The organism is Pseudomonas sp. P1_F7, assembly GCF_056405655.1.
In genome coordinates, this window is sequence record NZ_JBFUBR010000030.1 from 21,489 (window position 1) to 45,398 (window position 23,910).

The 23,910-nt window shown below is 60.9% G+C and carries 19 protein-coding genes and 2 pseudogenes; 6 read left to right on the plus strand and 15 right to left on the minus strand.

Annotated features, from left to right (window positions below):
* Positions 1 to 57 precede the first annotated feature (57 nt).
* The 3 genes and pseudogenes from ptsP to AC1D1M_RS30350 all read left to right on the plus strand — a co-directional run.
* The gene (gene ptsP / locus AC1D1M_RS30340) at positions 58 to 2,592 is read left to right on the plus strand and encodes a phosphoenolpyruvate--protein phosphotransferase (RefSeq protein WP_477778536.1); all 2,535 of its coding nucleotides are present in this window, start codon (positions 58 to 60) and stop codon (positions 2,590 to 2,592) included.
* A gap of 2 nt (positions 2,593 to 2,594) precedes the next feature.
* Positions 2,595 to 2,891, plus strand: a complete 297-nt coding sequence (locus tag AC1D1M_RS30345) for a PTS sugar transporter subunit IIB (protein ID WP_477778537.1) — start codon at positions 2,595 to 2,597, stop codon at positions 2,889 to 2,891.
* Between the two features lie 23 nt (positions 2,892 to 2,914).
* Positions 2,915 to 3,028: pseudogene (locus tag AC1D1M_RS30350) on the plus strand (aldehyde dehydrogenase family protein); the annotation flags it as partial.
* Positions 3,029 to 3,055: 27 nt separating this feature from the next.
* Here the strand turns inward: AC1D1M_RS30350 and AC1D1M_RS30355 are convergent.
* The 8 genes from AC1D1M_RS30355 to argH form a co-directional block, all read right to left on the minus strand.
* The gene (locus AC1D1M_RS30355) at positions 3,056 to 4,234 is read right to left on the minus strand and encodes an MFS transporter (RefSeq protein WP_477778538.1); all 1,179 of its coding nucleotides are present in this window, start codon (positions 4,232 to 4,234) and stop codon (positions 3,056 to 3,058) included.
* Positions 4,235 to 4,312: 78 nt separating this feature from the next.
* A complete protein-coding gene (locus tag AC1D1M_RS30360) occupies positions 4,313 to 5,662 on the minus strand; it encodes an MmgE/PrpD family protein (RefSeq protein ID WP_477778539.1) in 1,350 nt (449 codons plus the stop codon).
* A complete protein-coding gene (locus tag AC1D1M_RS30365; RefSeq protein WP_477778540.1) occupies positions 5,659 to 6,546 on the minus strand; it encodes a polysaccharide deacetylase family protein in 888 nt (295 codons plus the stop codon). The genes AC1D1M_RS30360 and AC1D1M_RS30365 overlap by 4 nt, the downstream gene beginning before the upstream one ends.
* Entirely contained in the window at positions 6,539 to 7,387 is an 849-nt protein-coding gene (locus tag AC1D1M_RS30370) for a polysaccharide deacetylase family protein (protein ID WP_008001403.1), read from the minus strand. Before AC1D1M_RS30370 ends, AC1D1M_RS30365 begins: the two co-directional genes overlap by 8 nt.
* 166 nt (positions 7,388 to 7,553) lie before the next feature.
* Entirely contained in the window at positions 7,554 to 8,378 is an 825-nt protein-coding gene (locus tag AC1D1M_RS30375) for an ABC transporter substrate-binding protein (protein ID WP_477778541.1), read from the minus strand.
* Between the two features lie 39 nt (positions 8,379 to 8,417).
* Positions 8,418 to 9,182, minus strand: coding sequence for an amino acid ABC transporter ATP-binding protein (locus AC1D1M_RS30380; protein WP_008001408.1), 765 nt, complete (start codon positions 9,180 to 9,182; stop codon positions 8,418 to 8,420).
* Between the two features lie 10 nt (positions 9,183 to 9,192).
* Positions 9,193 to 10,071, minus strand: coding sequence for an amino acid ABC transporter permease (locus AC1D1M_RS30385; protein WP_057396441.1), 879 nt, complete (start codon positions 10,069 to 10,071; stop codon positions 9,193 to 9,195).
* A gap of 67 nt (positions 10,072 to 10,138) precedes the next feature.
* Positions 10,139 to 11,506, minus strand: a complete 1,368-nt coding sequence (gene argH, locus AC1D1M_RS30390) for an argininosuccinate lyase (RefSeq protein WP_477778542.1) — start codon at positions 11,504 to 11,506, stop codon at positions 10,139 to 10,141.
* 295 nt (positions 11,507 to 11,801) lie between these two features.
* Between argH and AC1D1M_RS30395 the strand changes: the two genes are divergently transcribed.
* Positions 11,802 to 12,767 (plus strand): LysR family transcriptional regulator, encoded by a 966-nt coding sequence (locus tag AC1D1M_RS30395; protein ID WP_477778543.1) that lies wholly within the window; start codon positions 11,802 to 11,804, stop codon positions 12,765 to 12,767.
* A 165-nt stretch (positions 12,768 to 12,932) separates the two neighbouring features.
* Positions 12,933 to 13,169, plus strand: a pseudogene (locus AC1D1M_RS30400) (diguanylate cyclase); the annotation flags it as partial.
* A gap of 110 nt (positions 13,170 to 13,279) precedes the next feature.
* Here the strand turns inward: AC1D1M_RS30400 and AC1D1M_RS30405 are convergent.
* The 7 genes from AC1D1M_RS30405 to AC1D1M_RS30435 all read right to left on the minus strand — a co-directional run bounded on the left by AC1D1M_RS30405 (position 13,280) and on the right by AC1D1M_RS30435 (position 22,663).
* Complete coding sequence (locus tag AC1D1M_RS30405; protein WP_477778544.1) at positions 13,280 to 14,185, minus strand: DUF2950 domain-containing protein; 906 nt, start codon at positions 14,183 to 14,185, stop codon at positions 13,280 to 13,282.
* Between the two features lie 26 nt (positions 14,186 to 14,211).
* A complete protein-coding gene (locus tag AC1D1M_RS30410) occupies positions 14,212 to 15,735 on the minus strand; it encodes a DUF3300 domain-containing protein (RefSeq protein WP_477778545.1) in 1,524 nt (507 codons plus the stop codon).
* Between the two features lie 160 nt (positions 15,736 to 15,895).
* The gene (locus AC1D1M_RS30415) at positions 15,896 to 17,173 is read right to left on the minus strand and encodes a flavohemoglobin expression-modulating QEGLA motif protein (protein WP_477778546.1); all 1,278 of its coding nucleotides are present in this window, start codon (positions 17,171 to 17,173) and stop codon (positions 15,896 to 15,898) included.
* A gap of 152 nt (positions 17,174 to 17,325) precedes the next feature.
* Positions 17,326 to 18,864, minus strand: a complete 1,539-nt coding sequence (locus AC1D1M_RS30420; protein ID WP_477778547.1) for a DHA2 family efflux MFS transporter permease subunit — start codon at positions 18,862 to 18,864, stop codon at positions 17,326 to 17,328.
* A complete protein-coding gene (locus AC1D1M_RS30425; protein ID WP_477778548.1) occupies positions 18,857 to 19,936 on the minus strand; it encodes an HlyD family secretion protein in 1,080 nt (359 codons plus the stop codon). The genes AC1D1M_RS30420 and AC1D1M_RS30425 overlap by 8 nt, the downstream gene beginning before the upstream one ends.
* Positions 19,929 to 20,342, minus strand: a complete 414-nt coding sequence (locus AC1D1M_RS30430) for a MarR family winged helix-turn-helix transcriptional regulator (protein ID WP_477778549.1) — start codon at positions 20,340 to 20,342, stop codon at positions 19,929 to 19,931. The genes AC1D1M_RS30425 and AC1D1M_RS30430 overlap by 8 nt, the downstream gene beginning before the upstream one ends.
* 194 nt (positions 20,343 to 20,536) lie before the next feature.
* A complete protein-coding gene (locus AC1D1M_RS30435) occupies positions 20,537 to 22,663 on the minus strand; it encodes a TonB-dependent receptor family protein (RefSeq protein WP_477778550.1) in 2,127 nt (708 codons plus the stop codon).
* Positions 22,664 to 22,918: 255 nt separating this feature from the next.
* On the opposite strand from AC1D1M_RS30435, the gene AC1D1M_RS30440 reads away from it, so the two are divergent.
* Positions 22,919 to 23,491, plus strand: coding sequence for a hypothetical protein (locus AC1D1M_RS30440; protein WP_477778551.1), 573 nt, complete (start codon positions 22,919 to 22,921; stop codon positions 23,489 to 23,491).
* The last annotated feature ends 419 nt before the right edge of the window (positions 23,492 to 23,910 follow it).

Genomic DNA, 23,910 nt, shown 5'->3' on the forward strand with positions numbered 1-23,910 from the left:
TGCTGTCGGAGCTCGCGCTCCATCGGCACTTCAAAGAACAAAACCGCAGGTGAAGTCATGACCATAACCCAACCATTGCAATTGCTGGCGCCGCTGTCCGGGGTGCTGGTGCCACTTGATCACGTGCCGGATCCGGTGTTCGCCAGCCGGGTGATCGGCGACGGCCTGTGCATCGATCCGACCTCGCAGACCCTTTGCGCGCCGTTGGCCGGCGTGATCAGCAACCTTCAACACAGTGGCCATGCGATCAGCATCACCGATGACAGCGGCGTACAGGTGTTGCTGCACATTGGTCTGGACACCGTGAACCTGGCGGGTAAGGGGTTTAGCGCCTTGGTCGAGCAGGGCCAGCGTGTCGAGGCCGGACAACCGTTGATCGAGTTCGATGCCGACTATGTAGCCCTGCATGCCCGCAGCCTGTTGACCTTGATGCTGTTGGTCAGTGGCGAGCCCTTCAGCCTGCTGACACCTGACGATGGTCTGGTGGCGTGTGCCCAGCCCGTGTTGCGCCTGAGCCTCGGCGATCCGCGTTCGAGCGTTGCGCAGGAGGAGGGCGAAGCGCTGTTCTCCAAACCGGTCCACCTGCCCAACGCCAATGGTCTGCACGCGCGGCCGGCGGCGATCTTTGCGCAGGCGGCGAAAGGTTTTGCGGCAAGCATTTGCCTGCACAAGCAGCAGGACAGCGCAAACGCCAAGTCCCTGGTGGCGATCATGGCGTTGCAGACGGTTCACGGCGATGCGCTGCAGGTCAGTGCGGTGGGCGAAGATGCCGAATTGGCAATCAGCACGTTGGCCCAACTACTAGCAGATGGTTGCGGTGAGGCCGTGACTGCGGTGGCGGTCGTAGCGCCGGTGGTTCAGGCGCAGGAGGTGTCGACGAAGCTGTTGCGCGGAGTCTGTGCTTCGGCGGGTTCGGCCTTTGGGCAGGTGGTGCAGGTGGCTGAGCGCGCCCTGGAGGTGCCTGAGTTTGCCGCGGATCAACGCGTGGAGCGCGAGTCGCTGGAGCGTGCGCTGACCCGCGCGACGCAGGCACTGCAACACTTGCGCGACAACGCTCAAGGCAAGGCGCAGGAGGATATCTTCAAGGCACATCAGGAGTTACTGGAAGACCCGAGTCTGCTGGAGCAAGCCCAGGCCCTGATTGCTGAGGGCAAGAGCGCGGCGTTTGCCTGGAACAGTGCTACTGAAGCCACCGCTACGCTGTTCAAGTCGCTGGGCAACACCTTGTTGGCCGAGCGGGCGTTGGACCTGATGGATGTCGGCCAGCGTGTGCTCAAGCTGATTCTCGGGGTGCCGGACGGTATCTGGGAGTTGCCGGACCAGGCGATTTTGATTGCCGAACAACTGACACCGTCGCAGACCGCTGCCCTGGATACCGACAAGGTGTTGGGTTTCGCCACTGTGGGCGGCGGTGCCACCAGCCATGTGGCGATACTCGCCCAGGCCTTGGGTTTGCCAGCGGTGTGTGGTTTACCAGTGCAGGTGCTGTCGCTGGCCAGCGGAACCCGAGTGCTGCTCGATGCGGACAAGGGTGAGTTGCACCTGGACCCTGAACTGTCGGCTATCGAACAGCTGCGCGGCAAACGTCAGCAGCAACGGCAACGGCATCAGCGCGAACTCGAGCAGGCTTCGCTGGCGGCCTGTACCCGTGACGGCCATCATTTCGAGGTGACGGCCAACGTTGCCTCACTGCTTGAGGTCGAGCAGGCGATGACGCTAGGCGGCGAGGGTGTCGGTCTGCTGCGTTCGGAGTTTCTTTATCTGGAGCGCAACAGCGCGCCCAGTCATGACGAGCAAGCGGTCACCTACAGCGCCATCGCCCGGGCCCTTGGGCCAGAGCGCAATCTGGTGGTGCGCACACTGGATGTGGGCGGCGACAAACCGCTGGCCTACGTGCCAATGGACAGCGAGGCCAATCCGTTTCTGGGCATGCGCGGAATTCGCTTGTGCCTGGAGCGTCCGCAGCTGTTGCGCGAGCAGTTCCGGGCAATTCTGAGCAGCGCCGGTCTGGCCCGTCTGCACATCATGCTGCCGATGGTCAGCCAGTTGTCGGAGCTGCGCCTGGCGCGGCAGATGCTGGAAGAAGAGGCGCTGGTGCTCGGGCTCAAGGAGCTGCCGAAACTGGGCATCATGATCGAAGTCCCGTCCGCGGCATTGATGGCGGACCTGTTTGCCCCCGAGGTGGACTTCTTCTCCATCGGCACCAACGACCTGACCCAATACACCCTGGCCATGGACCGCGATCACCCGCGTCTGGCCAGTCAGGCCGACAGTTTTCACCCCTCGGTACTGCGCTTGATCGCCAGCACCGTGAAGGCCGCCCATGCCCATGGCAAGTGGGTCGGGGTGTGTGGCGCGCTGGCTTCGGAGACTCTGGCGGTGCCGCTGTTGCTGGGGCTTGGGGTGGATGAACTGTCGGTCAGCGTGCCGCTGATTCCGGCGATCAAGGCCGCGATTCGCGAGGTCGACCTCAGCGACTGTCAGGCAGTCGCGCATCAGATACTCGGGCTGGAGAGCGCTGAGCAGGTCCGCGAGGCCTTGTCTTCGCAGCAGCAGGCGATGGTCGAAACTTCACAGGTGTTGGAGAACTGAACATGTTCGAGAAAATGCAACGGGCGTTCTGGAGGGCATTGACCCCGGATCTGCTGGTGGATGAGCCGAAGGTGGCTGCCAGGCTTTCTACGGACCTGCCGTCGAGCGTGGTCACCGCGCTGGGTGGGCTGGATAACCTGGCGTCGCAACAGCGCATCGCGATAACGCGAGTGCGGGTCCAGCTGCGTGATGTAACCCGACTGGACGAACAGGCCTTGCGTGCGGCGGGTGTGCCGGGGGTGATGGTGCTGGCGGATGGCGTGGTGCATGTATTAACCCGGTGCCCAAAGTGGGACTGACGGTCTGCGCGTGATCCGCGCAGGGTTCGCTGTCGTTCAACGGCCAGCGTTGCACCGCCTTGAAGATCCTCTTTGTGCACGAGCAGGTCGTCGACAGTTTTCTGGAGAAATTCAACCACCAGCTCGTGCCACTGAAAGGTTCATATTATTGCGGTTCCAATGCATTATTTTTGCACTATAGCCACCCGACGACCGCTCATGAAACACAGGAACCCACCCATCGCGGTCAGTGTGCTCAAGGCATAGAACATCGTGGGCGCGGGGGAGTGCATCAATAGAAAGCCACAAATCATCGGGCTCAGGGCGCCACCGAGGGCCGCCAGGTTCTGGGCTCCGTAATAGCTGCCGCGCAGCTCTTCCGGGGCCAGGGTGTCGACGAAAAGGAATTCGGCCGGGTAAATGATCATTTCACCGAGGGTGAAGATGAACATCGCCACGCACCAACTCACCATGCTGTCGGCCAGGCTGAAGCCGATCAGGCCAAGGATGAACAGGCTGGTGCCCGCGGCAATCCAGTAGCGCAGCTTCTCGCGATTGAGGAACCGGCCGATCTGGTACTGCAGCAGGATCACGCTGATGGCGTTGCAGGCGAGCAGGGCGGCCATGATTTCCAGGGCGCGTTTGGAATCGTGGGTCACCAGCAGGTATTGCGACAAGTAGAGGGTGTAACGCCCGTGCACCACGGTGCTGAGCAGGCAGCCGCAAGTGAACATGATCAGGGTGCGGTCGTTTTTCAGGGTGACCAGGGTTTTCAGGAAACTCTGGGGTTGCCCAATGGCGGGTGTCTGCGCCGAATCCCTGGGAATGCCTGTCATCAGGAAGATGCTGAAGAACGCGATGCCACCGGCAATCAGGAACGGTGCGATCGGATAGACCCCGGCAATCACCACGCCGAGCATGGGGCCTGTGGCATAGCCGATGTTGGTCAGCGTGTAGCGCAGGGAAAACGCCTTGGCCCGCTGGCCCATGGGCAGGTTTTCGCTGAGGATCGCTTTGGAGCCGATGAGGAACAGCGCTGACGCGGTCTCGGTGATCACCAGGGTGGCGGTGGTCAGGTAGAGGTTTTCGGCAAAGGTCAGCAGTACGAAGCCGATAGCGCTGGAGAGCATCGCCAGGATCAGCAGCCGGCGCTTTTCCAGGCGGTCGATGATATAGCCGCCGTAAAGCGCCAGCAGGGTGGAGATGAACACCGCGATACCGAGCAGCAAGCCAACGTCCTGTTGGTTGAGGCCCAGCTTGTTGCTCAGGAACAGCGTGAGCAAGGGGCTGGTGATGGCGCGGCTGACCACGATCGTCAGTGAAACGATCATCAAGCGGCGGATAACGAGCGAGTAAGTGGCCACGGTGGTGCAAATGTCCTTATTCAGATTGTTGGTGTTCGCCGCAATATCGCGTCGCTGCCATCGCGGATGGCACAAACATCAAGTCAGCCACCGATCCAGAGTACGAACCGATTCCAATTCTTCAATCCGCCACAACTGCCCGAGCAGTTCCTCAACCCGCTCCCGGGACATGACCCGCATCGCCAAACTGAAGAACTTCTCCGCAAGCAGCCCATCACTCAGCGGATTACCCGGCGCGCCCAACGGCACTTCAACGCACAGGCTCGCTTGCCGACCGTCCACGGTCCGCAGTGTCACCACGGGCTCGCCATCCTCGGACAGTAGCGGGTCCACTTCAAGGCGAATGCGTGACATCCACTGGACAATGCGTGGATCGTTGCGCGCTTCATCGTCATAGGCCTGCAATCGACAATGGCCATGTACCAGCCGTGCCGCCAGTGCATACGCCAGGCTCATCTGTGCCGCCGCGAGGGTGCCGACTTCCTGGCCGCCACACATGTCCTTGAGAAAACTGCACAGCGAAACCTGTATGTCTTCGACCTGATCGACTGGCACATTCAATTGGTCGAGCAAAAGCCCCAACGCATCGATGGCCGAATGCGTGCCGCGACACGAGGCGTAGGGCTTGATCGAGCAGCGGGCGAGTTTCCATACGGCGCCGAGATCGGCATCCAGTGCTTCGGGGGTTGAGTTGGCGCTGGCAAGTGTCTGCAAAAAGCCGCCCCAGACATCCTCGAACAACTTTGTTGGACCACTGATGCCCTGCTGCGCAAACCGCGCCGCCAGCAATCCCCCTTCGGCGGCCCGGCCACTGTGCAGTTTTTTACTTTGCGAGCCGTCGTGGATGAAAGCCCACAAGCCACCGCTGAAGCTGCCGGCGATGCCCAGTGCCGACAAGGTTTGCCCGGCATTCAATCGAAAAATCCGTGCACTGGCGGCTGCGGCGCCGAACACCCCGCAGGTCGCCGTGGAGTGCCAGCCAGCGCCGTTATGGGCTGAGTAGCCGCCGCAGGCTTCGAGCACTCGGCGCCCGACTTCGTAACCGATCACCACGGCCGTGATGAACTCGCGGCCGCTCACCGGTTGCCCGGCCATCGACACCGCCGCCATGACCGCCGGCAGCACTACGGCGCCGGAGTGATCGCAGCCACCGGTGTCGTCCAGTTCCAGGGCATGGGCGGCGATGCCGTTGAGCATGGCTGCCTGGGCGGCGCCGACCCGCTGGCGAGTGCTCCAGACCAAGGTGTCGCCCGTTTCGTCTTCGAATACCTGCCGTGCCGTTTTCGCGACTTCGCTGTCTGCCCCGGCTAGGGTCGCGCCGAAAGTATCGAGGATGTGACGCTTGGCCTGTTCCACCAGTGCGGGTGGCAGGTCCTCGAACCGTGTATCCACGCAAAATTTCGCCAGTCGTTGCATGCGTTCTGTCATAGCACGTAGTCCCGATAATGCCGCTCATACACCGACGCCGGATGATCTTCGGTGATGGGCGCTGCGGATTCCGCCCACCACTGGGCGACATCAGCACCGGTAGCGATCCATACGTCATCGTGCTGCAAAATCCCTTCGAGCAACTCACGCAACACACCAATGCGCCCTGGCGTAGCGATGATTTCCGGATGCAGGCGCAACACGTAGCACAGACCGAAGCGATGAAACCCGGCGAAGTCCATTTGCAGGTTGCCCAGGGTGTGGCTGTAGGATGCGATCCGCGATTGCGCCGGCGGCACCGCCGGGCTGAGATTGAAGGCGAAGTAGGGTTCGTCCTCCAGTTCGTAATGCAGGGGCAACTCGATCACGTCGGGCGCGGTCGGGTGAGCGAACGGCAAGTCATCACCACGCCAAGACGACGACCAGCGAATGCCTTGATCCCTCAACGCCTCGATGAAGCCCGGTGCACCGTTGCCGGCGGGGATGCGGAAACCGGTGGGACGCTGACCGGTCAGCGCCGTCAACGCCGCGCATCCTTTGGCAATGTCGGCGCTCTGCGCGGCGAGGTCGAGGCTGTCGTAGTTCTGATGGTGATACCCGGCGCAGGCAATCTCATGTCCGCCCGCCTGGATCGCACGAATATGCTCGGGGTTTTCCTCGGCGACGATACCGGGTACGAACCAGCTGCTGGAAACACCGAGCTCCTTGAACAAAGCGAGCAAACGCTCCACGCCGCGTTGGGTGCCGTAGCGCCAGACCGACAGGGTCTTGTCGCGTCCGGCGACTTCCGGGGCCTGGGTGAGAATGCCGTGGATGTCGTTGTAGTCGACGGTCAGTACCACGGCGCAGCGGTAGCCCTTGGGCCAGACAGTGGAATCAACCATGGTGATGTTCCTTCAGCCACCACTGGGCGACGTCGCGGCAGGTGGCGAACCAGACGTCGTCGCGTTGGCGCATGTGTTCGAAGAGTTTTTCCAGCAACAGGATGCGTCCTGGTTTGCCGGTGATCTTGGGGTGGAACAGGGTGGTCAGGCACAGCCCTTCATCCATGGCACCGTCGTATTCGCGGCACCAGTTGTCCAGGGTCAGGGCGTAGCTGGCGGTGCGGTCCAGCCCCGAAGGGAAGTCCGGCGCGCGGGTATAGGCGATGGAGGCGTAGTCGTCCATTTCCCAGCGACCGGGGATTTCCACCAGCGGCGTGGCGTGGCCCGGTACATTCACCAGGTACGGCCGGTCATCGCCGCGCATGCTGCTGGAGTAAGTCACGCCGGCCTCCACCAGCATCGCCGGGGTTTCTGCCCGCCAGTCGCCGGACGGCGTGCGGAAACCTTCGGCGCGGATGTGCAGGTGCTTCCAGAACACCTCGCGGGACCGCTTCATCACGTCCTTTTGCTGTTCCAGCGTCAGGGCGTAGAAGGATTCGTGTTTGTAGCCGTGATAAGCCACCTCATGCCCGCGCTCGACAATCGCCTGACACTGTTTCGGCCAGTTCTCCACGACCCAGGCCGGGACAAAGAACGTCGTCGGCAGACGGAATTCGTCGAGCAGATCGAGAATCCGCGGCAGCGCCCGGTACGGGCCATAACCGCCGAAGCCGAAATACTCGGGCTTGCGCCAGATCGAGCCGTTGAGCATGGCATCGCCGGTGGGGCCGTCGAGGTCGAAGGCCAGGGCCAGGCAGGCTTTGTGCCGGCCGGGCCAGGTGGGTTGGGGTGAGGAGGACATCGTTAGTGCTCCGACGATCTATAAACAATCACAAGACCTTGTGGGAGCGAGCTTGCTCCGGGCGGCGTTCCGACGATGAGGCCAGTACATTCAACATCTTCATTGACTGATACACCGCTATCGCGAGCAGGCTCGCTCCCACAATGGATTCGGGTCGCCTGTGCGATTACTTCCCGGCGTTCACCGTCACCGTCTTGATCGCTCCCAGTTCCAGATCCCACTTCTTCAGGATCGCCTGGTAACTGCCGTCGTCGATCATGCTCTGCAGCGCAACCTTCACCGCTTCACTGAGCTCAGGTTTTTTCTTGCTCACGCCCATCCCGCTGTACTGCTCGGAGATCGGCAGGCCCACGGTTTTGTACATATCCTTTTCCTGGGTCTTGAGGTAGGGCAGGGTTTCGCTGCCCTGCATGGCCGCGTCGATGCGGCTCTGGCGCAGTTGCGCACGGGCATCGGCCGAGCCTTCGGTGCCGATCACATTGATTGCAGGCTTGCCGGCGGCTTCACAGTTGGCCTTGCTCCACTCGGCGATTTCCGCCGGGAAGGTGGTGCGGCGGCTGGTGCCGACCTTCTTGCCGCACAGGTCGACGATTTCGTTGGTGTCCTTGTTTTTCTGCAGGGTGTAGAACTGCGGACCGCTGGTGAAGTAGTCGACGAAGGTCACGCTGGCCTGACGTTCGGCGGTGTCGGTCATGCCCGACAGCACCATGTCCACGCGGTCGGTGGTCAGGGCGTTGATCATTTGCTCGAAGCCGGTTTCCTGCCATTTGATCTTCACGCCCAGACGTTCGGCCAGGGCATTGCCCAGGTCATAGTCCAGACCGGTGAGGGTATTGGTGGCCGGGTCCTTGAAATCCATCGGCGGGTAGTTCGGCATGATCGCTACGACGATCTCGCCCTTGGCCTTGATGCTGGCCGGCAATTCGGCTGCGAAGGTGAAGCTGGATGCCATAACGCCGGCGAGTACTGCTGGAATAACGAAGTTCTTCATGGTCGTTCTCTTATGAGTGTTGTGAGCGCCAACGGGCACTTAGGTTCGAACGGCAGAAATGAAGCTTTGGGTGCGAGGGTTTTGCGGACTTATTAGTATTTCTTCGGGGCTTCCAGCCTCCACGATCTGCCCGCCGTCCATGAACACCATGCGGTTGGAAACCTCGCGAGCGAAGCCCAGTTCATGGGTGACGACGATCATGGTCATGCCGGTCTGCGCCAGATCGCGCATCACCGACAGCACCTCACCGACCAGTTCCGGGTCGAGTGCCGAAGTGGGTTCATCGAACAGCATCAGCTTGGGGCGCATGGCCAATGCACGAGCAATGGCGACGCGTTGTTGCTGACCACCCGACAGTTCGATCGGGTAGCTGTTGCGTTTGTCGGCCAGGCCGACGCGGGCGAGCAATTCCAGGGCTTCTTCATTCGCCTCCTTGGGCGAACGCTTGAGCACCTGGCACGGCCCTTCGATGATGTTTTGCAGCACGGTCATGTGCGGGAACAGGTTGAAACGCTGGAACACCATGCCGGTGGACAGGCGCTGGCGGGCGATCTGCGTTTCGTTGAGCTCGTGCAGTTTGTTGCCGACGATCCGGTAGCCCACCAGCTCGCCGTCGACCCACAGGCCGCCCTTGTCGATCTTTTCCAGCTGGTTGACGCAGCGCAGCAAGGTGCTTTTGCCGGAGCCGGACGGGCCGATGATGCACAGCACTTCGCCTTGCTCGACTTCGATGTTGATGTCCTTGAGTGCGTGGAATTGGTCGTAATACTTGTTCAGGCTCACGGCCTTGACGATGCTTCTCATGTGCGGCTCCTCAGGAACGCTTGCCGGCGCCGCGGGCGAAACGACGCTCCAGGCGGCTTTGACCAAAGGACAGGACGGTGACGGTGGCCAGGTACCAGATACCGGCGACGATCAGCAGCTCCATCACGCGGGCGTTGGCGTAGTAGATGTTCTGCGCGTTGTAGAGCAGTTCCGAGTACTGGATGACGCTCGCCAGCGAGGTCATTTTCACCATGCCGATGAACTCGTTGCCCACTGGTGGAATGATGATGCGCATGGCCTGGGGCAGGATGATTCGGCGCAGCGCTTGCAGGCGCGGCATGCCGATCGACTTGGCGGCTTCATACTGCCCGGTGTCCACCGAGAGCAGGCCGGCACGCACCACTTCGGCGGTGTAGGCACCCTGATTGATGCTCAAGCCAAGCAGGGCTGCCACGAATGGGGTCATCAGGCTCACGGTGTCCATTTCGAACAGGCCGGGGATGCCGATGGTGGGGAAGATCAGCGCCAGGTTGAACCACAACAGCAGTTGCAGAATCAGCGGCGTACCGCGAAACAGCCAGGTGTAGGTCAGCGCCACATAGCGCAGGATCGGGTTGGCCGACATGCGCATGATCGCGGTGATCACGCCGAACACGATGCCCAGCGCCATCGCCAGCACCGCCATGACGATGGTGTTGAGCAAGCCCCACATGATCGCCTGGGAGGTGAGGAACTGGCCGATGTACGACCATTCGATCTTGCCTTCGGCGAAGGCGCGTACCAGGCCGATGATCGCGATGACGATCACCGTGGCGAAGAAAATCCGCCCGTAGTAACGCCGCGGTACATGATCGTACTGGGTGATGTCGAACTGGTTTTCCGCCAGTTTTCGCTCCGCCTGGAGTCGTTCTGCCTGTGTCTGGCTCATGTTGGTTCTCCGAACTCGGTTTCAACGCTATCCCTGTGGGAGCGAGCTTGCTCGCGATAGCGGTGGGTCAGTTCACATTGATGTCACGCACCTGTTGTGGCGCGGTCCCGCCCCAGCCGCTGCGGGCGGCGATGGCGGCTTCGAGGGTCAGGCTTTCGCGTACTTCTGGTGTGAGGCGCGGGTCGATTTCCGCCAGCAGTGCCGGGGAGGCTTCCCACAATTCGATGTCGTGTTTCTCGCAAGCCTGGACCAGCGCACCGGTGATTTCGTGAGCTTCCTTGAACGGCACGCCGCGCACCGCCAGCCAGTCGGCGACTTCGGTGGCGAGGGTGAAGCCCAGCGGTGCCTGACGACGCAGCTCTTCGACGTTGACCTTCATGGTCGCGACCATTCCAGCCATGGCCGGCAGCACCAGCAGCAGGGTGTCGACGCTGTCGAGCACGCCGTTCTTGTCCTCGCTCAAGTCGCGGTTGTAGGACAGTGGCAAGGATTTGAGGGTGGACAACAGTCCGGTCAGGTTGCCGATCAGGCGACCCGCCTTGCCCCGCGCCAGTTCGGCGATGTCCGGATTCTTTTTCTGCGGCATGATCGAGCTGCCGGTGGCGTAGGCATCGTCCAGCGCGACCCAGCGGAATTGCCGCGACGACCACAGGCAGAACTCTTCGGCGAGGCGCGAGATGTTGATGCCGAGCATGCTGGCGATGAACAGGAACTCGGCGACGTGATCGCGGCTGGCCACGGCGTCGATGGAGTTTTCGCAAACACCGCTGTAGCCCATTTCTTTTGCCGATTGCTGAGGTAAACGAGCGATAGCCGAGCCAGCCATGGCCGCCGCACCGAGTGGCGACAGAGAAGTGCGCGCGTCCCAGTCCACCAGGCGCTGCACGTCGCGCAGCATCGACTGGGCGTGGGCCAGCAGGTGATGAGCAAACACGATCGGTTGTGCCTGCTGCAGGTGGGTGAAGCCGGGGCAGATGCTCTCGATGTGTTGCTCGGCCTGGTCCACCAGCGCCTGCTGCAAGGCCAGCACTTCAACGGCCAGGGTGCGCACGTGGTCACGCAGGAACAGCCGCAGGTCGTTGGCCGTCTGGTCGTTGCGCGAACGACCGGCGCGCAGCTTGCCACCGAGGGTGCCAAGGCGTTCGGTCAGCAGGCGTTCGATGAAGGTGTGGACGTCTTCGTCGTCCAGGGTCGGGGCGATGCTGCCGGCGCGGAAGTCAGCGCCGATACGCTCCAGGGCGTCGAGCATGGTCTGGGTTTCTTGCTCGCTCAGCAGTCCGGCGCGCTGCAGTTCCCGGGCATGGGCCTTGGAGCCGGCGAGGTCGTACGGGGTGAGCCGGAAGTAGCGCTCAGGGCAACGGGACAGGGCCGCCAAGGCTTCGGAAGGGCCGCTTTTGAAGCGAGCACCCCAGAGACGGTCGGTGGTTTGAGACATTGTTGTTTTCCTCGTCGGTAACGCGAACTGAAATGGGTATGCCGGGCCGCAACGTCGCTAAAAAGTCAGCGAACGAAATCAGGCCAGAGCAGTTTTCAATAGGGCAGTTGCAAAGTGGCGAGAGCTGATCGAAGTGTCAGCTTTTAATGTTTTGAGATCAGTGGTTTGGCACTGATGTTCGGGATTTATTGGCGGTTGCCAAGCCTGGTTTTCTGTGTTCATTATTATTAGGCCAGCTATGTTTTTGTTGTTGGGCACAGATTGTTGAATAGGGCGCCAGAGGTAAATAAGCATTATGGAAACCCCACTTTCCAATTCCGGAAACCCGCCGCCGAAAACGCTGCAACGGGCACCGTTAGCCCTCAGTGGGCTGGACTTCAAACTGCTCAAAGTATTCAAGGCCGTGGTCGAGGCAGGTGGCTTCAGTGCCGCGCAAAATGAGCTGAATGTGGGGCTGGCAGCCATCAGCAAACAGATTTCCGACCTGGAAATCCGAATCGGCATGCGCCTTTGCACGCGGGGGAGAGAGGGCTTTCACCTGACGGAAGAAGGGCGTCTGGTGTATCAGGCGTCGATAGACTTATTTGCCTCGGTCGACAACTTTCGCGATCGCCTTAGTTCAGCGCAAAACGAACTTGTCGGTGATCTTGGTGTGGGGGTTATTGATAACACTATCTCTGACGCCAATTCGCCGTTAGTTGCCGCGCTTAGAAAAATAAACGAGCAGGCGCCCAAGGTTAGATTTCAACTTCAGGCCACGCAACTTGATGAGGTTGAAAGAGGTGTCGTCGAGGGGCGGTTGGTGGCGGGAATTGTGCCGGTTTATCAAAAACGCGAAGAGTTCGATTACTACGAACTATACGAAGAACGCTCGGAGGTTTATTGCGCGCTCGGCCACCCGCTGTTCTCCATGGCGGACGCTGACATGGGGGGTAATGTGCTCAAGGATTACGAGTGCATCAACCATCGCTACGCGATTCATCGCGACAAACTGAAATTTGCCCACTACGACAGCTTTTCCGCCTCCGCAACCCAGGTGGAGGCCGTTGCGCTGCTGATCAAGACTGGTCGTTTCCTGGGGTTCCTGCCCCAGCATTACGCCGCGCCGATGGTGGCGCGGGGAGAGTTTCGCGCGGTGCGCCCGGACTTGATCAACATCGTCACGCCGTTCAGTCTGATCCTGCGCCATAACACTGTGCGCAGCCCCTTGGTGAAGGCATTTGCCCAGGCACTGGGCGTGGATTTAAAAGCCTCGGTTTGATTGTTCACCGCGTTGAACACTAACTAACGAACACTGACGGCCAATGGGGATGATGGGACCAGGCTTAAGGCTTCAGCACTTGCAGCAACACGAAATCGTTTTTATCGAAACGTCCGCTCAATACTGCTTGTAGAGTTCCCAATGCCGTGCCGTGAAGATCGCGATAATAGCAATTGCCGCTGGATTGTTGCTGTGGGAATGATCGGCGAGGGAACTGATATCCCTCGGCTCCAGGTATGCTGCTACCTGAGTAGAATTCGTACTGAACTGCATTACCGTCAGGTCCTGGGAAGAGTCCTTCGACGTAGGGGCGTGATTGACGATCAGGCTTGGTTGTTTGTCTTGGCGGAGCCGACACTGAAGCGATTTTCTCAGCGTATCGCCGATGATCTACCGGATGATTTCGTTTATGCGAAAAAACCACCTTGGCACGTTGGTTTGGGTGGTTTTTTCATTTTTTGCACTGATTGATGCGCTAAAGCGTTCTCATGTCAGGTCATCGTGACAACGTGTCAATGCATCGTGACAAATGGGGCCTGATCTTCAGGCACCTCCTTCCAGCTGTCATCCGGATCGAAGCGCTTCATCGATTTCGCCAGTTTTTCACCACCTGGCCCCAGGTCTTTCTCGAACACCTGTCCCTCATGACTGATCATGAAACTCATCACCCCGGTGTCGTTGTATTTCGCCGGCCAGGCGATCAGCGCAAAGCCCCGGCTCATCTTGTCACCGATGAGGTAACTGTAGGTGCCACCCGGCGCCGAAGGGCCCTGGCCATTAAGGATGCGGAAGCGGTAACCATGCCACTCTTCGTCGGCAATGGCTTTGCCGAACGAAGGTCCCAGCGGGCTGATCTGCCCGCTGTCGTCTTCAGCCCAGTAGAGTCCATCGTGCTTGCCGGGGGTGCTGAAGATTTTCTGCGCGTACTCGAGTGCGCCATCACCGTCTCGATCGACTGACGCATAGTCCATTTGGGCGTCGTGATAGGCCAGCACCGATTGCACCGCGGCGAGTTCATTGCGGCCGATTTGACGGGCACGGATCTCGGCACTGCCGGCCTTGATGTCGAAGCGCCAACCGTTCGCGTCTTTTGTCATGGGGATGGGCAGTGTCCAGTTCTTGCTGCCGACTGCCAGGACTGCCTTGCGCTCGTTGGTGTTTTCAATGTGATGTTGCTCGCGGTATTGCTGCAAAAACGCATCCACATCTTCGCGCTGCACGCCTTCACGGGGGATGTAAGTGTGCCAGTCACTGCCCAGCAGCTCGGTCAGGCGTGCCTGGTCGGAGTGTTCCGTGCCCAGTGCATCGACGAAGGCTTCTGCGGCTTTTTCTGGCGTTGGAAAGGCCTGCTGCGCCGTCGCCATGCTCGACCACAACAAGCCGGCAGATATTGCAAGGACATGAGGGAGCAAGCCCATGAGTCCCTTCACTCGAGGTTGGTTTTTCAACGACGACCCCCCCTTTGACGCGCTGGTGGATTGGACGGCCGACTGACCTGGTGACCGGCCGATCGCGCGGCACTTGGGCGTTGGGCGGATGCCTGGCTGGCCCGGCCACGATTGGCCTGGACGTTGGCCTGGGACGGTGAACGTGCGCCGGCGAACGCATTGTTGCGGGCACTGCCGGTACTGGCGGCCGGCCGTTGATTCGCCGTTTGACGCGTCTGCGCCTGGCCCTCTCTGCGCTGATTCAGCTGAGCGCTCTGGTTCCTGGGTTGTTGATTGGCCTGCTGGGTCTGTTTCCTGGGCTGCTGATTCTCCCGGGTGTTTCTGGCCGTGCCCTGGCCTCTGTCAGCCGCCTTCGGCCTGTCTGCACCGGCCTGTAACCGATTGTCGCTCGCGGTTCCGGACTGGAGTTTGCGCGTTTGATCACGAGCTTCGCGGTTGCTGGTGGCAGGTCGTTCGATACCGTGCCTGTCCATTGAGCTGCGGGCATTTTCACGTGCCTGGGCGCGCTGGGCATTATCCCCGCGATAGGCTTCACGCTGATTGGCGCCGTTCAGTTGGCGGCCGTACTGTGCGCGGCTTGCGCTGTCTCGATAGGGCACGCCATTGCGGTGCACCGGGTTGTGCTGCCATTTGTTCTGGTTATTGGTGATCCGGTTGTTGGCATTGATGTTGTTGTAACGATTGACGTCGATATCGACGTCGTTATTGCCCCAGTCACATTCACCCCACAACGCCCCGACGATGGCCACGCCGGTACCAAACGCCAGACCGGCCATCAAGGCTTGACCGGGGTAATAGGCGGGTGGCGGCGGATAGTACGCGGGCGGCGACGCCGGGTAGGCCCAGGTGCCGTAGGTGGTAGTCGGGTTATAGGTGGGGACGTACACCACCTGCGGATCGGAAGGCTGGATGATGATGGTGGAACTGCTGGCTGGGGCTGCTTCCGGAGCAGGAGCCGGTGCCGCAGTCGTGGGGGCCGGTGCCGCGACATTCTGGATCGTCACGTTCTGATACTGGTTGCTCTGCAGATTGCCAGCGGCCTGGGCCTGATGACGCAAGCGTTGCACGCCGTTCATGACATCGTCGGGCTGCGCCAGGAAGGCATCACCCAGGCGTTGGACCCAGACGGGATCCTGCCCCAGCGTTGCCAGAACCTGCGGAAAGGCAACCAGTGCCTGCACGCTCGGATCCCAAGGCTGGTTCGCCACCTGTTTGACCGCATCGTCGCCCTTGGCGTCGGGGTGCGCTTTGGACCAGTTGACCGCCTCGCCGACTTCCCCGGGGTAGGTGGTGGCCATCAGTACCTGTGCCAACAGTGGGTCCGGGTAAAGCGCAATGGGCGCCAGCATTTGATCCAGCTGTTCCTGGGTAAACATGGGATCTTTGGCAGGCGCAGTGACGGGCGCTGTATCGGCAGCGGGTGCCGGTGCGGCGGCGGTGGTATCCGCAGCCTGTGCCAGGCAGGAGGGTCCACTCAAAAACAGTACGGCTGACAACGCGTAAAAAAATGGAATGCGCATTGCACCCCCTATGTGGTCAGGCAGGCTTGAAATGAGTGAGTCAAGGCACGAGAGGTGAAAGCTGACTTTGCAAGCCACAGAGCTCAGCTTCGTTGGTGCTTCCTAATGGTAGCAGTTCATTTGAAGGATCAAGGTTGCCTTAAAAACAGCGTCAATCCGATCACTGGGCGCTGGCATCGCTTTCGTGTTCTTCGGCAAATGCCATGAACACCTTCAGGTCCAGCACGTCCAGTTTGATCTGGGCAATGAACGCAGAGAAGGCCAGGTTGGCCGCGAGCAGACGCAGATCGGAGGCCCAGGCCGGAAGGTAGGTCGGTCCTTTGAGCCAGCCGGACTCGAACAGTGGCGCCAGGCGCACGGTGTCACCCAGGCTGAGGCGCCCGGCAAACAAATGCCCCACCAGTTCCGGCCGGTTATCGCGGATTGCAATGCGCAGCAGGGTGTGGACGCCGAGCAACCCGGTCAGGTAGGCAGCATCCTTGGTAAACGCCGAACCGCCACGCAGGTCGGCGCCGCGGAACACCCGTTGGGTTGAGCGGAAGGACTCCTCTTGTGACTGCCCGGCCGCCAGAAAACCTTCGAACACCTGGATGAAGTCGGCACCCTCCAGCGCCTGCTGGACGGCAAGCACACGCAGGGCCAGGCGACGCAGGCGGTTGATGTCCATGCTGCCGGTGAACAGCTCGGCCAGGGTGGCAATGCCTTCCTGGGTCTGGGTCGTGCGGGGCGCCCCCAGGCCGAGGCTTATGAGGTTGGGCTGCCGCGCGCCGTTTTGTGCCGTGGCGACATGCACGAAGGCCTCGTGTTGCAACAGCTGATGCTTGTCCAGCTCCGAGAACAGCGCGCTGGCCCGCAGGCGAATGCGGCTCGATCCGGCGATGGCCTTGGCGGCCAGGTTCGGATCGAGCACGACCGTGATCTGTCCGGCGCCGAAGAAACGGTCCAGTTCCGGTTGAATCCAGGCGGCGAACACCTTGGCCGGGATCTCCGCCGGGCTCGGTGGAATCCGCGCGCCCCCCAGCAGGGCGTCGGTGGTCTTGAGAAAGAAACGGGCGGCATCGAGCATGCTCAGTTGCAAGCGCGTGTAGTAGAAGTCCGGACGCCGGTACAGCGCTGACGAATATTGCGTAAAGGCGGGAGTGCCAATGGCCCCCAGCATGTGTCCGGCGGTGGCATAGCTACGGGCGGTCATGGCGAGGAAATTCCCGGCCGGATGCCCCACATCGCAACGGCTGATGAAGGTTTCCAGGGCAGCGATGTCGGCGCTGTGGTCGCGGGGCTGCAACTCGACATTGGGTAACTCGGCACGCCCGCCGCGCCATTTCGCCAGGAAGTCTTCCTCGACGCCATCGGGCCAGGACAGGGCATCCAGCACGCGGATCTTGCGGGTCAGACCGGGCAGGGCGGCATCGAGTTCGGACAGGGCGGCGGCGCTCATGGATATCTCCTTGAGGGACGAAGTGACGTTACAAAAGCTTAGTCGTCGCGCGCGGTTACGTGTTGAGCTGGCGGGCCGCGCGGGCAAAGGTTTAGAAAAAAACCGGGCGGGTCCCGGCTCTTGCGTTTGCGAAGCCAAGTACCCGGCTGTGATTACTCAATGACCGGTGCCGGCTCTTCATTTGCCTGGGTTGTTGGGGTTTTGATGATCAGCAACAACGGCATGACCGCCAGTGACAACAGCATCAGCAACTTGAAGTCATCCACGTAAGCGATCCAGCTGGCCTGCACGTTGACCAATGCGTCCAGGGTGGCGCGGCCGGAGGCGGCCATCGGGTCCAGGTAACTCTTGATCGACCCTGCGTCGAAGGCCCGGTTGAAGGGCGTGATGTAGGCACCGATCTGCTCGTGGTTGGCCTGGATGTTCTGGGTGAGCAGCACGGTCACGATGGAGATACCGACGCTGGAACCGACATTTCGCGACAGGCTGTAAAGCCCGGTGCCTTCGGCGCGCAAGGAGGCGGGCAGGGTCGCGAAGGCAACCGTGGTCAGTGGCACGAACAGCATGCCCAGGCTGGTGCCCTGGATGAAGCCGACCCAGATGACGGTTTGCATCGACACGTCAGGCGTCCAGCCGGTCATCAGCCCCATCGACAGCGCCGACAAGCCCAGGCCCGACAGCAATAAAAGACGGGTATCGACTTTGCCCAACAGTCGGCCGGCGAGGAACATGGTCAGCATCGTGCCCAGGCCACGCGGGCCCATCACCATGCCGGCGGTCAGCACCGGATAGCCCATCAGGGTTTGCAGGTAAGGGGTCATCAGCGCCAGTGAAGCCAGGTAGGTGATGCCAACGATGAAGATAAACACAACGCTGATCGCAAAGTTGCGATCCTTGAACAGCTTCGGGCTGATAAAGGGGCTGTCGGTGGTGAAGGTGTGGACCAGGAACACGTACAGGGCGACAGCGGCCACGATCGCTTCGACCAGGATTTCACCGGAAGCGAACCAGCCCAGTTGTTCGCCCCGGTCCAGAAACAGTTGCAGGGCCATGATCGCCACGCTCAGCGAACCGAAGCCGAGCCAGTCCAGGCGGGTGGAGGTGTCGGTGGTCGTTTCGCTGACGTAATAGACGATCCCGGCCAGCGCCAGCAAACCAATGGGCAAATTGATGAAGAACACCCAGCGCCAGCTGAAATTCTCGGTCAGCCAGCCGCCGAGCATCGGCCCCAGCACGGGGCCGACCATGACCGACACGCCGAACAGCGCCATGGCGGAGCCGCGTTCCTTGAGGCTGTAGATGTCCAGCAGAATGCCCTGGGACAGCGGCACCAGCGCCGCGCCCGCCAGGCCCTGCAGCAGGCGGGCGAGGATGATTTCTTCCAGCGATTGCGCCAGACCGCAAAGGATCGACGAGACCACAAAGCCGACAATCGCCCACAGCAGCACGCGTTTGCGCCCGAAGCGCCTGGCCAGAAAGGCAGACGGCGGGGTCATGATTGCAGCGGCGACGATATAGGACGTCAGCACCCAGTTGATCTGGTCCGAGCTGGCCGAGATGCTGCCTTGCATGTAGGGCAGGGCGACGTTGGCGATGGTGGTGTCGAGCGCTTGCATGATCACCGCCAGCACGACGCAAGCGGTGATCATCCCGCGATGGGCCACCGCTTCGGTCGGTGCCGGGTTATTCATGGGCCAGAGCCGGTGCAGGGATCTTGCTCGCCAGCAGCCCCGAGAACAGGTGCGGCAGGCCACGGGCCGAACCGGTATCGATCTCGGCCTGCACACTCATGCCGGTGCGCAGCGGCGGTTTTTCCCCGGCATCATCGATGCTGATGCGCACGGGAATCCGTTGCACGACCTTGACCCAGTTGCCCGTGGTGTTTTGCGCAGGCAGCAACGAGAAGCTTGAACCCGACGCCGGGCTGATGCTGTCGACGGTGCCGTGCCACTGCACGCCGGGGTAGCTATCGACGCTGATATCGACAGGCTGACCGGGCTTCATGTGGGTCAGCTCGGTTTCCTTGGGGGACGCAGCGACCCACAAGTGGTCGGCCGACACCAGGCTGATGCCCGATTGGGGTGGTTGCAGGTAGGAACCGACTTGCAGTGAATCAACGTTGGTCACGACACCGTCGAACGCAGCCCTGACCACCGAGTTGTTCAGATTGCGTTGCGCTTCGTCGACGGCGGCCTGGGCGATCAGATACGTGGATTGTTGTTCGACGGGGAGCTCGATATTTCCGCCCAGTTGCGCCAGCACCATTTGTGCGGTGGCCTTGGCCACGGTGATTTTTTGCCGGGTGCTGTCCAGCGCGTGCTTGGCATCGTCGTAGTTGGTTCTGGACACCGCCGAGACGCTGAGCAGGGTTTGCTGGCGCTGGAAGCTGGCCTGGTAGTAGGCGAGGTCGATTTGCGCCTGGTCGATTTCGGCCAGCGCCTGCTTGTAATTGGCCTGGAGATTGAGGATCTGATTGCGCACGCTGCTCAGCTGCGCCGTGGCACTGGCCAGCGCGATCTCAAAGGGCTCCGGCTTCAGGGTGAACAGGACTTGACCCTTGACCACCCGCTGGTTGTCCTTGACATCAACCGAGGCGACCAGGCCCGAGACATCCGTGGAGACACCGACATGATCGGCTTGAATGTAGGCATTGTCGGTGGAAATGATCTGCCCGCCCGTGACATACAGATAGCCGCCGACCACTAGCGCGATGGGTAGCAAGGCAAAGAGCGCGGTGCGCACGAGTTGCCGTCTCTCAATCATGACGATGCTCCTGTTCTTCAACAGGGAGACTGCAGGCTTCGATCAGATTGGACCTCATCCGCTTCATCATCCCCAGCAGCAGTTGTTCCTCCTCGGCAGAGAATCCGCGCGTGGCTTCCTGACGAGTCACCCGGCCCATGTCACGCATGAGTTGCAGCAGCGGATGGGCCTGTTCCGTCAAAAACAGCAGGGACAGACGTCGATCCGTGGGATGACGACGGCGCTCGACTAAACCGCGTTCGGCCATTTTGTCCAGCAGGCGCACGAGGGTGATCGATTCCAGCTCCAGTAAATCCGCGAGCCCTTTTTGATGGATGCCTTCATTGGTCGACAGCATGGCCAGCACTTGCCACTGCGAGCGAGTGAGCCCGACATGCCGCGCGCGTTGTTCAAATCGCTTGCGCATCAGCCGGGCACTGTCATGCAGGGCAAAACCTAGGGTCAATGGGTCAGTCATGGTGAAGTCTGCTGCGGAAGAGTTAGCTCATCATAGTTGAGCTTGTAATTAGTCAGCTATCTATATTTACGAAATAATTCAGGTGAATCGATTCTCCCCGTGAGCCTGCTTTTCGAGTTGTCTTACGGCCGGTGAACCCGGCCTCAGAGCAGACTCCACGACACCCCGAGGTACATCGCCATGCCCTCGCCGGGGGTGGATCGTGCCGTGTCCAGCCCTTTGTCGTCGTAGCCCGGCGTGACCGTGGCGGCATAGTGCTTGTCGGTCAGGTTGCGCAGGTCCAGCCAGGTCTGCCAGTCGCCCTTGGGTGCGTTGTAGCCCAGCGTCGCGCCGAATATTGCGTAAGGATCGGCGTAGTAGCTGTTGGCGTAATCGACTGCCACTTTGGACGCCCATTGCGTGTTGAACGCGGCGAAAAAGCCTTGTGGCCAGTCGTAACGCAGTTCGCCCTGGTAATAGTGCATTGGCAGGCCCGGCAGGCGGTTGTCGCCGAAACGGTCATCGTCGCGGTAGTGGAAGTCACTGAAGGTATAGCTCTGGCGCAGGCTCAATTGGCCGCCATCATCCGGCGACCAAAGGGGGCTCAGCAGGCTGGCTTCCACGCCCTGGTGCACGGTGGGGCTAGCGTTGAGTTCGTAGGGCGTGGTGGCGTTGGGGTCCGGCAACACCGAAAGCAGTTCATGGCGCACTTGGGCGTAGTACCAGGCCAGGCTCCACTGCCCCAGCATGCTGTCACCGCGGCCGCCGATTTCCAGGGTGGTGGCGGTCTGGTTTTGCAGCGTGACGGGATCGCGCTGGGCTCCTGTGGCGACGCCGCTGCCTGCGGGGAATCGGATGTTCGAGCTATAGATCAGCGACCACGGGTGCGGTGCCTCGACCGAGCGGCTGAGATTGCCGAACAGTTGCAGGTCGGGTGTCAGTTGGTAGCGCAGGCCCACGCGCGGGGCGTAGTCCCAGTCGTGCAGGCTGGTCTTGCCACCTTCCTGCGGGTAGGTGACATCGCTTTCACGGCGGGTGTAGATCGCGGCGAGACCGGTGGTCAGCCACAGGTCGTCGGCGATCTCCAGGTCATTGCCGACATGCAGGACGCTGTCCGAGCCCTGGTAGGTGAAGTTGCGAATCAGCGTGCCCGGTGCGTAACCGGCGGTGTTGCCGGTGGGGATGCGCACGAATTCGCTGGCGCCGGCATTGGGCAGGTGTTTGGTTGTTCGCAGGCCCACAGTGCTGACGCTTTCCAGGCCCCAGAGCGTGTCGCGACGCTTGTAGTCGAACGTGCCGCTGACATCCGTGTACGCCACCTTCAGACGGTTAGGGCCCTCACGCAAATCCATTGGGTAGTCGTGGTAGACAAGGCCGGTCTGGATGCTCGAATCGTCATCAATGTAGTAGGTGGTCTTGTTGCCGATAAAGGTGCTGCCCGGCTCGTCGCGGCGGTCGTCCCGCGCCACGTAGGCCGGGTTGGCCGCCCGTGGGTCGTGCTCGATGGAGTACTTGGTCACGCGTCCCGCGAGGTCGTTGTCAGTCTGGCGGTGGCGCAGGTAGACGCGCGTTTCAAGGTTCGGGTTGAAGCGATAACCGAAGTTGGCGATGACGCCCTGGCTCGCGCTGACCGTGTGGTCCTGGTAGCCGTCGGCGTTGGCGTCGGTCATGGCCACGTAGTAATCGAGGTCGCCGAGCACTTGCCCGGAACTGACCTGGCGCTGGAGATAGCCGTGGCTGCCCGTCGCGTAGCGCACCTGCAGCAGCGGTGAGTCGTAGCCGGTATGGCTGGTGTAATCGATGGCCCCGCCCAAGGCCAGGGCGCCCCGGTCGAAACCGTTGGCGCCGCGCAGCACTTCCACATGGTCGAGCCACAGCGGCTCCAGCAATTCATAGGGTGTGCCGCCGGGGCCGGTCAGCGGCAGACCGTCGAGCATGGCGTACAGCCCCGAGGCATGGGCGCCCGGGGCACGGTTGATGCCCGATCCGCGGATCGAGATCTTCACCCCTTCGTTGCCCGCCGACTGGGCATAGATCCCGGGCTGGTAAGCCAGCACATCCTGATTGCTGGCCACGCGGCCCTGCAACGGGCGGCGCATGTCGACCACATTGGTGCCGCCGGGCACCTGGGCCAGCCGGGCCCTGGCGTCCTCGATCCCCTGGTTTTCGTCACTCTGGTCCTCGGCGCCAATCAGCACTTGTTCCAACTCCAGGCCCTGAGCCTCGGTCATGGCCGGACAAACAAGGGCCAGGCCCAGCAGCGCAGCGGGCAAGGAATGAGGCGAGGGCATTGGGGAAACTCCAGACGTACGGGAACGGGCAATGAACAGTGCGACGCAAGAAAGAACGAAGGGAACACATGGCAATTTTGCTTTTTGCCGCCACAGGAATGACCGCCTCCATGTGCGACGAAAGTTGCATGGCGGTCGATGCCGGCAAATGTTAGTGAGCGTTTATCTTGAAAGTGCAATTGCTAATTTGTATCATTCGTTTTCAATTCAGCGAAGCAGGGAACGCAGCGCCCAAACAATAATAAGGTCAAGGCAATGCTCAAAATGCTTCTCGTGTACGGTCATCTGCTCGCTACGTGTATTGCCCTGGGGAGGGTGTTGCAGGCGGATCACAAGCTTTGGAGTTGGCGCAAGGAGATACTGGACCAGGCGCGGCTTGAGTACCTTGATGAAACTCAGAAGATCGTCAGCCTCGCACTGCTGGCCCTTTGGGCAAGCGGATTGTTGCTGGTGCTTGAGGGTTACCTCAATGAAGGCGACGCGTATCTGCTCAATCAGAAACTCTGGGCCAAGGTGACTGTCGTCGCGCTGCTTAGCCTGAACGGTGCATTGTTGCATCGAGTTGGTTTCCCGCTGCTGCAAAAGGCTCCATTCGTTGCACTGCGCAGTGCAGGGCGCACGCGGCTTGCCTTGTTGGGTGCGCTTTCCATGAGCGGTTGGCTATTCGCCGCATTCCTGGGGGTGGCTCGAGCCTGGAATCACGTGTTGCCTTATCTGCATGTGATGGGCGCATTCGCCGCATTCTCGTTACTGGCTTGTTGCGTGGCACTTGCAGTCGCCGGTAGGGCGGGCAGTGTCGGTACGCAAAAATCCTCGGTACCGGGGTAGCTATCGACGAAGCACGCCAAAAACCAAGCCCATGTCACCCCCCACATGGGCAACCCTCCCATCCCATCCCATCCCATCCCCATCCCCATCCGTCGGTCGGCTTTCTCCTGCGCCGGTTGACCCTGAGCCAGAAAGGGCTAACTTCGTTGTGTGGGAAAAAATCCCACGCGTAGAATTCAGGAGAAACTGTAAATCTGATGGATTGCTCCAATGCCGCTCCCGGATTGCAACGCGTATTGCGTTGACGCTGCTCGCGGTAAATCACCAGGAGAATGCACGATGAACACTTATCTGCTTTTCAAGAGAGGATTACTGGCGCTGGCAATTGGTGGCGTCCTTTCGGCTTCCATGGTTTTGGTGCCGGATTCCGTTTCCCATGACTCGAGTGCCTATGCCAAGGATGGTGGTGGTGGTGGTGG

Coding starts and splice junctions, on each gene's coding strand:
- ptsP (WP_477778536.1), top strand. CDS start 58: ATGACCATAACCCAACCATTGCAATTGCTGGCGCCGCTGTCCGGGGTG.
- AC1D1M_RS30345 (WP_477778537.1), top strand. CDS start 2,595: ATGTTCGAGAAAATGCAACGGGCGTTCTGGAGGGCATTGACCCCGGAT.
- AC1D1M_RS30360 (WP_477778539.1), bottom strand. CDS start 5,662: ATGACAGAACGCATGCAACGACTGGCGAAATTTTGCGTGGATACACGG.
- AC1D1M_RS30365 (WP_477778540.1), bottom strand. CDS start 6,546: ATGGTTGATTCCACTGTCTGGCCCAAGGGCTACCGCTGCGCCGTGGTA.
- AC1D1M_RS30370 (WP_008001403.1), bottom strand. CDS start 7,387: ATGTCCTCCTCACCCCAACCCACCTGGCCCGGCCGGCACAAAGCCTGC.
- AC1D1M_RS30375 (WP_477778541.1), bottom strand. CDS start 8,378: ATGAAGAACTTCGTTATTCCAGCAGTACTCGCCGGCGTTATGGCATCC.
- AC1D1M_RS30380 (WP_008001408.1), bottom strand. CDS start 9,182: ATGAGAAGCATCGTCAAGGCCGTGAGCCTGAACAAGTATTACGACCAA.
- AC1D1M_RS30385 (WP_057396441.1), bottom strand. CDS start 10,071: ATGAGCCAGACACAGGCAGAACGACTCCAGGCGGAGCGAAAACTGGCG.
- argH (WP_477778542.1), bottom strand. CDS start 11,506: ATGTCTCAAACCACCGACCGTCTCTGGGGTGCTCGCTTCAAAAGCGGC.
- AC1D1M_RS30395 (WP_477778543.1), top strand. CDS start 11,802: ATGGAAACCCCACTTTCCAATTCCGGAAACCCGCCGCCGAAAACGCTG.
- AC1D1M_RS30405 (WP_477778544.1), bottom strand. CDS start 14,185: ATGGGCTTGCTCCCTCATGTCCTTGCAATATCTGCCGGCTTGTTGTGG.
- AC1D1M_RS30410 (WP_477778545.1), bottom strand. CDS start 15,735: ATGCGCATTCCATTTTTTTACGCGTTGTCAGCCGTACTGTTTTTGAGT.
- AC1D1M_RS30415 (WP_477778546.1), bottom strand. CDS start 17,173: ATGAGCGCCGCCGCCCTGTCCGAACTCGATGCCGCCCTGCCCGGTCTG.
- AC1D1M_RS30420 (WP_477778547.1), bottom strand. CDS start 18,864: ATGAATAACCCGGCACCGACCGAAGCGGTGGCCCATCGCGGGATGATC.
- AC1D1M_RS30425 (WP_477778548.1), bottom strand. CDS start 19,936: ATGATTGAGAGACGGCAACTCGTGCGCACCGCGCTCTTTGCCTTGCTA.
- AC1D1M_RS30430 (WP_477778549.1), bottom strand. CDS start 20,342: ATGCGCAAGCGATTTGAACAACGCGCGCGGCATGTCGGGCTCACTCGC.
- AC1D1M_RS30435 (WP_477778550.1), bottom strand. CDS start 22,663: ATGCCCTCGCCTCATTCCTTGCCCGCTGCGCTGCTGGGCCTGGCCCTT.
- AC1D1M_RS30440 (WP_477778551.1), top strand. CDS start 22,919: ATGCTCAAAATGCTTCTCGTGTACGGTCATCTGCTCGCTACGTGTATT.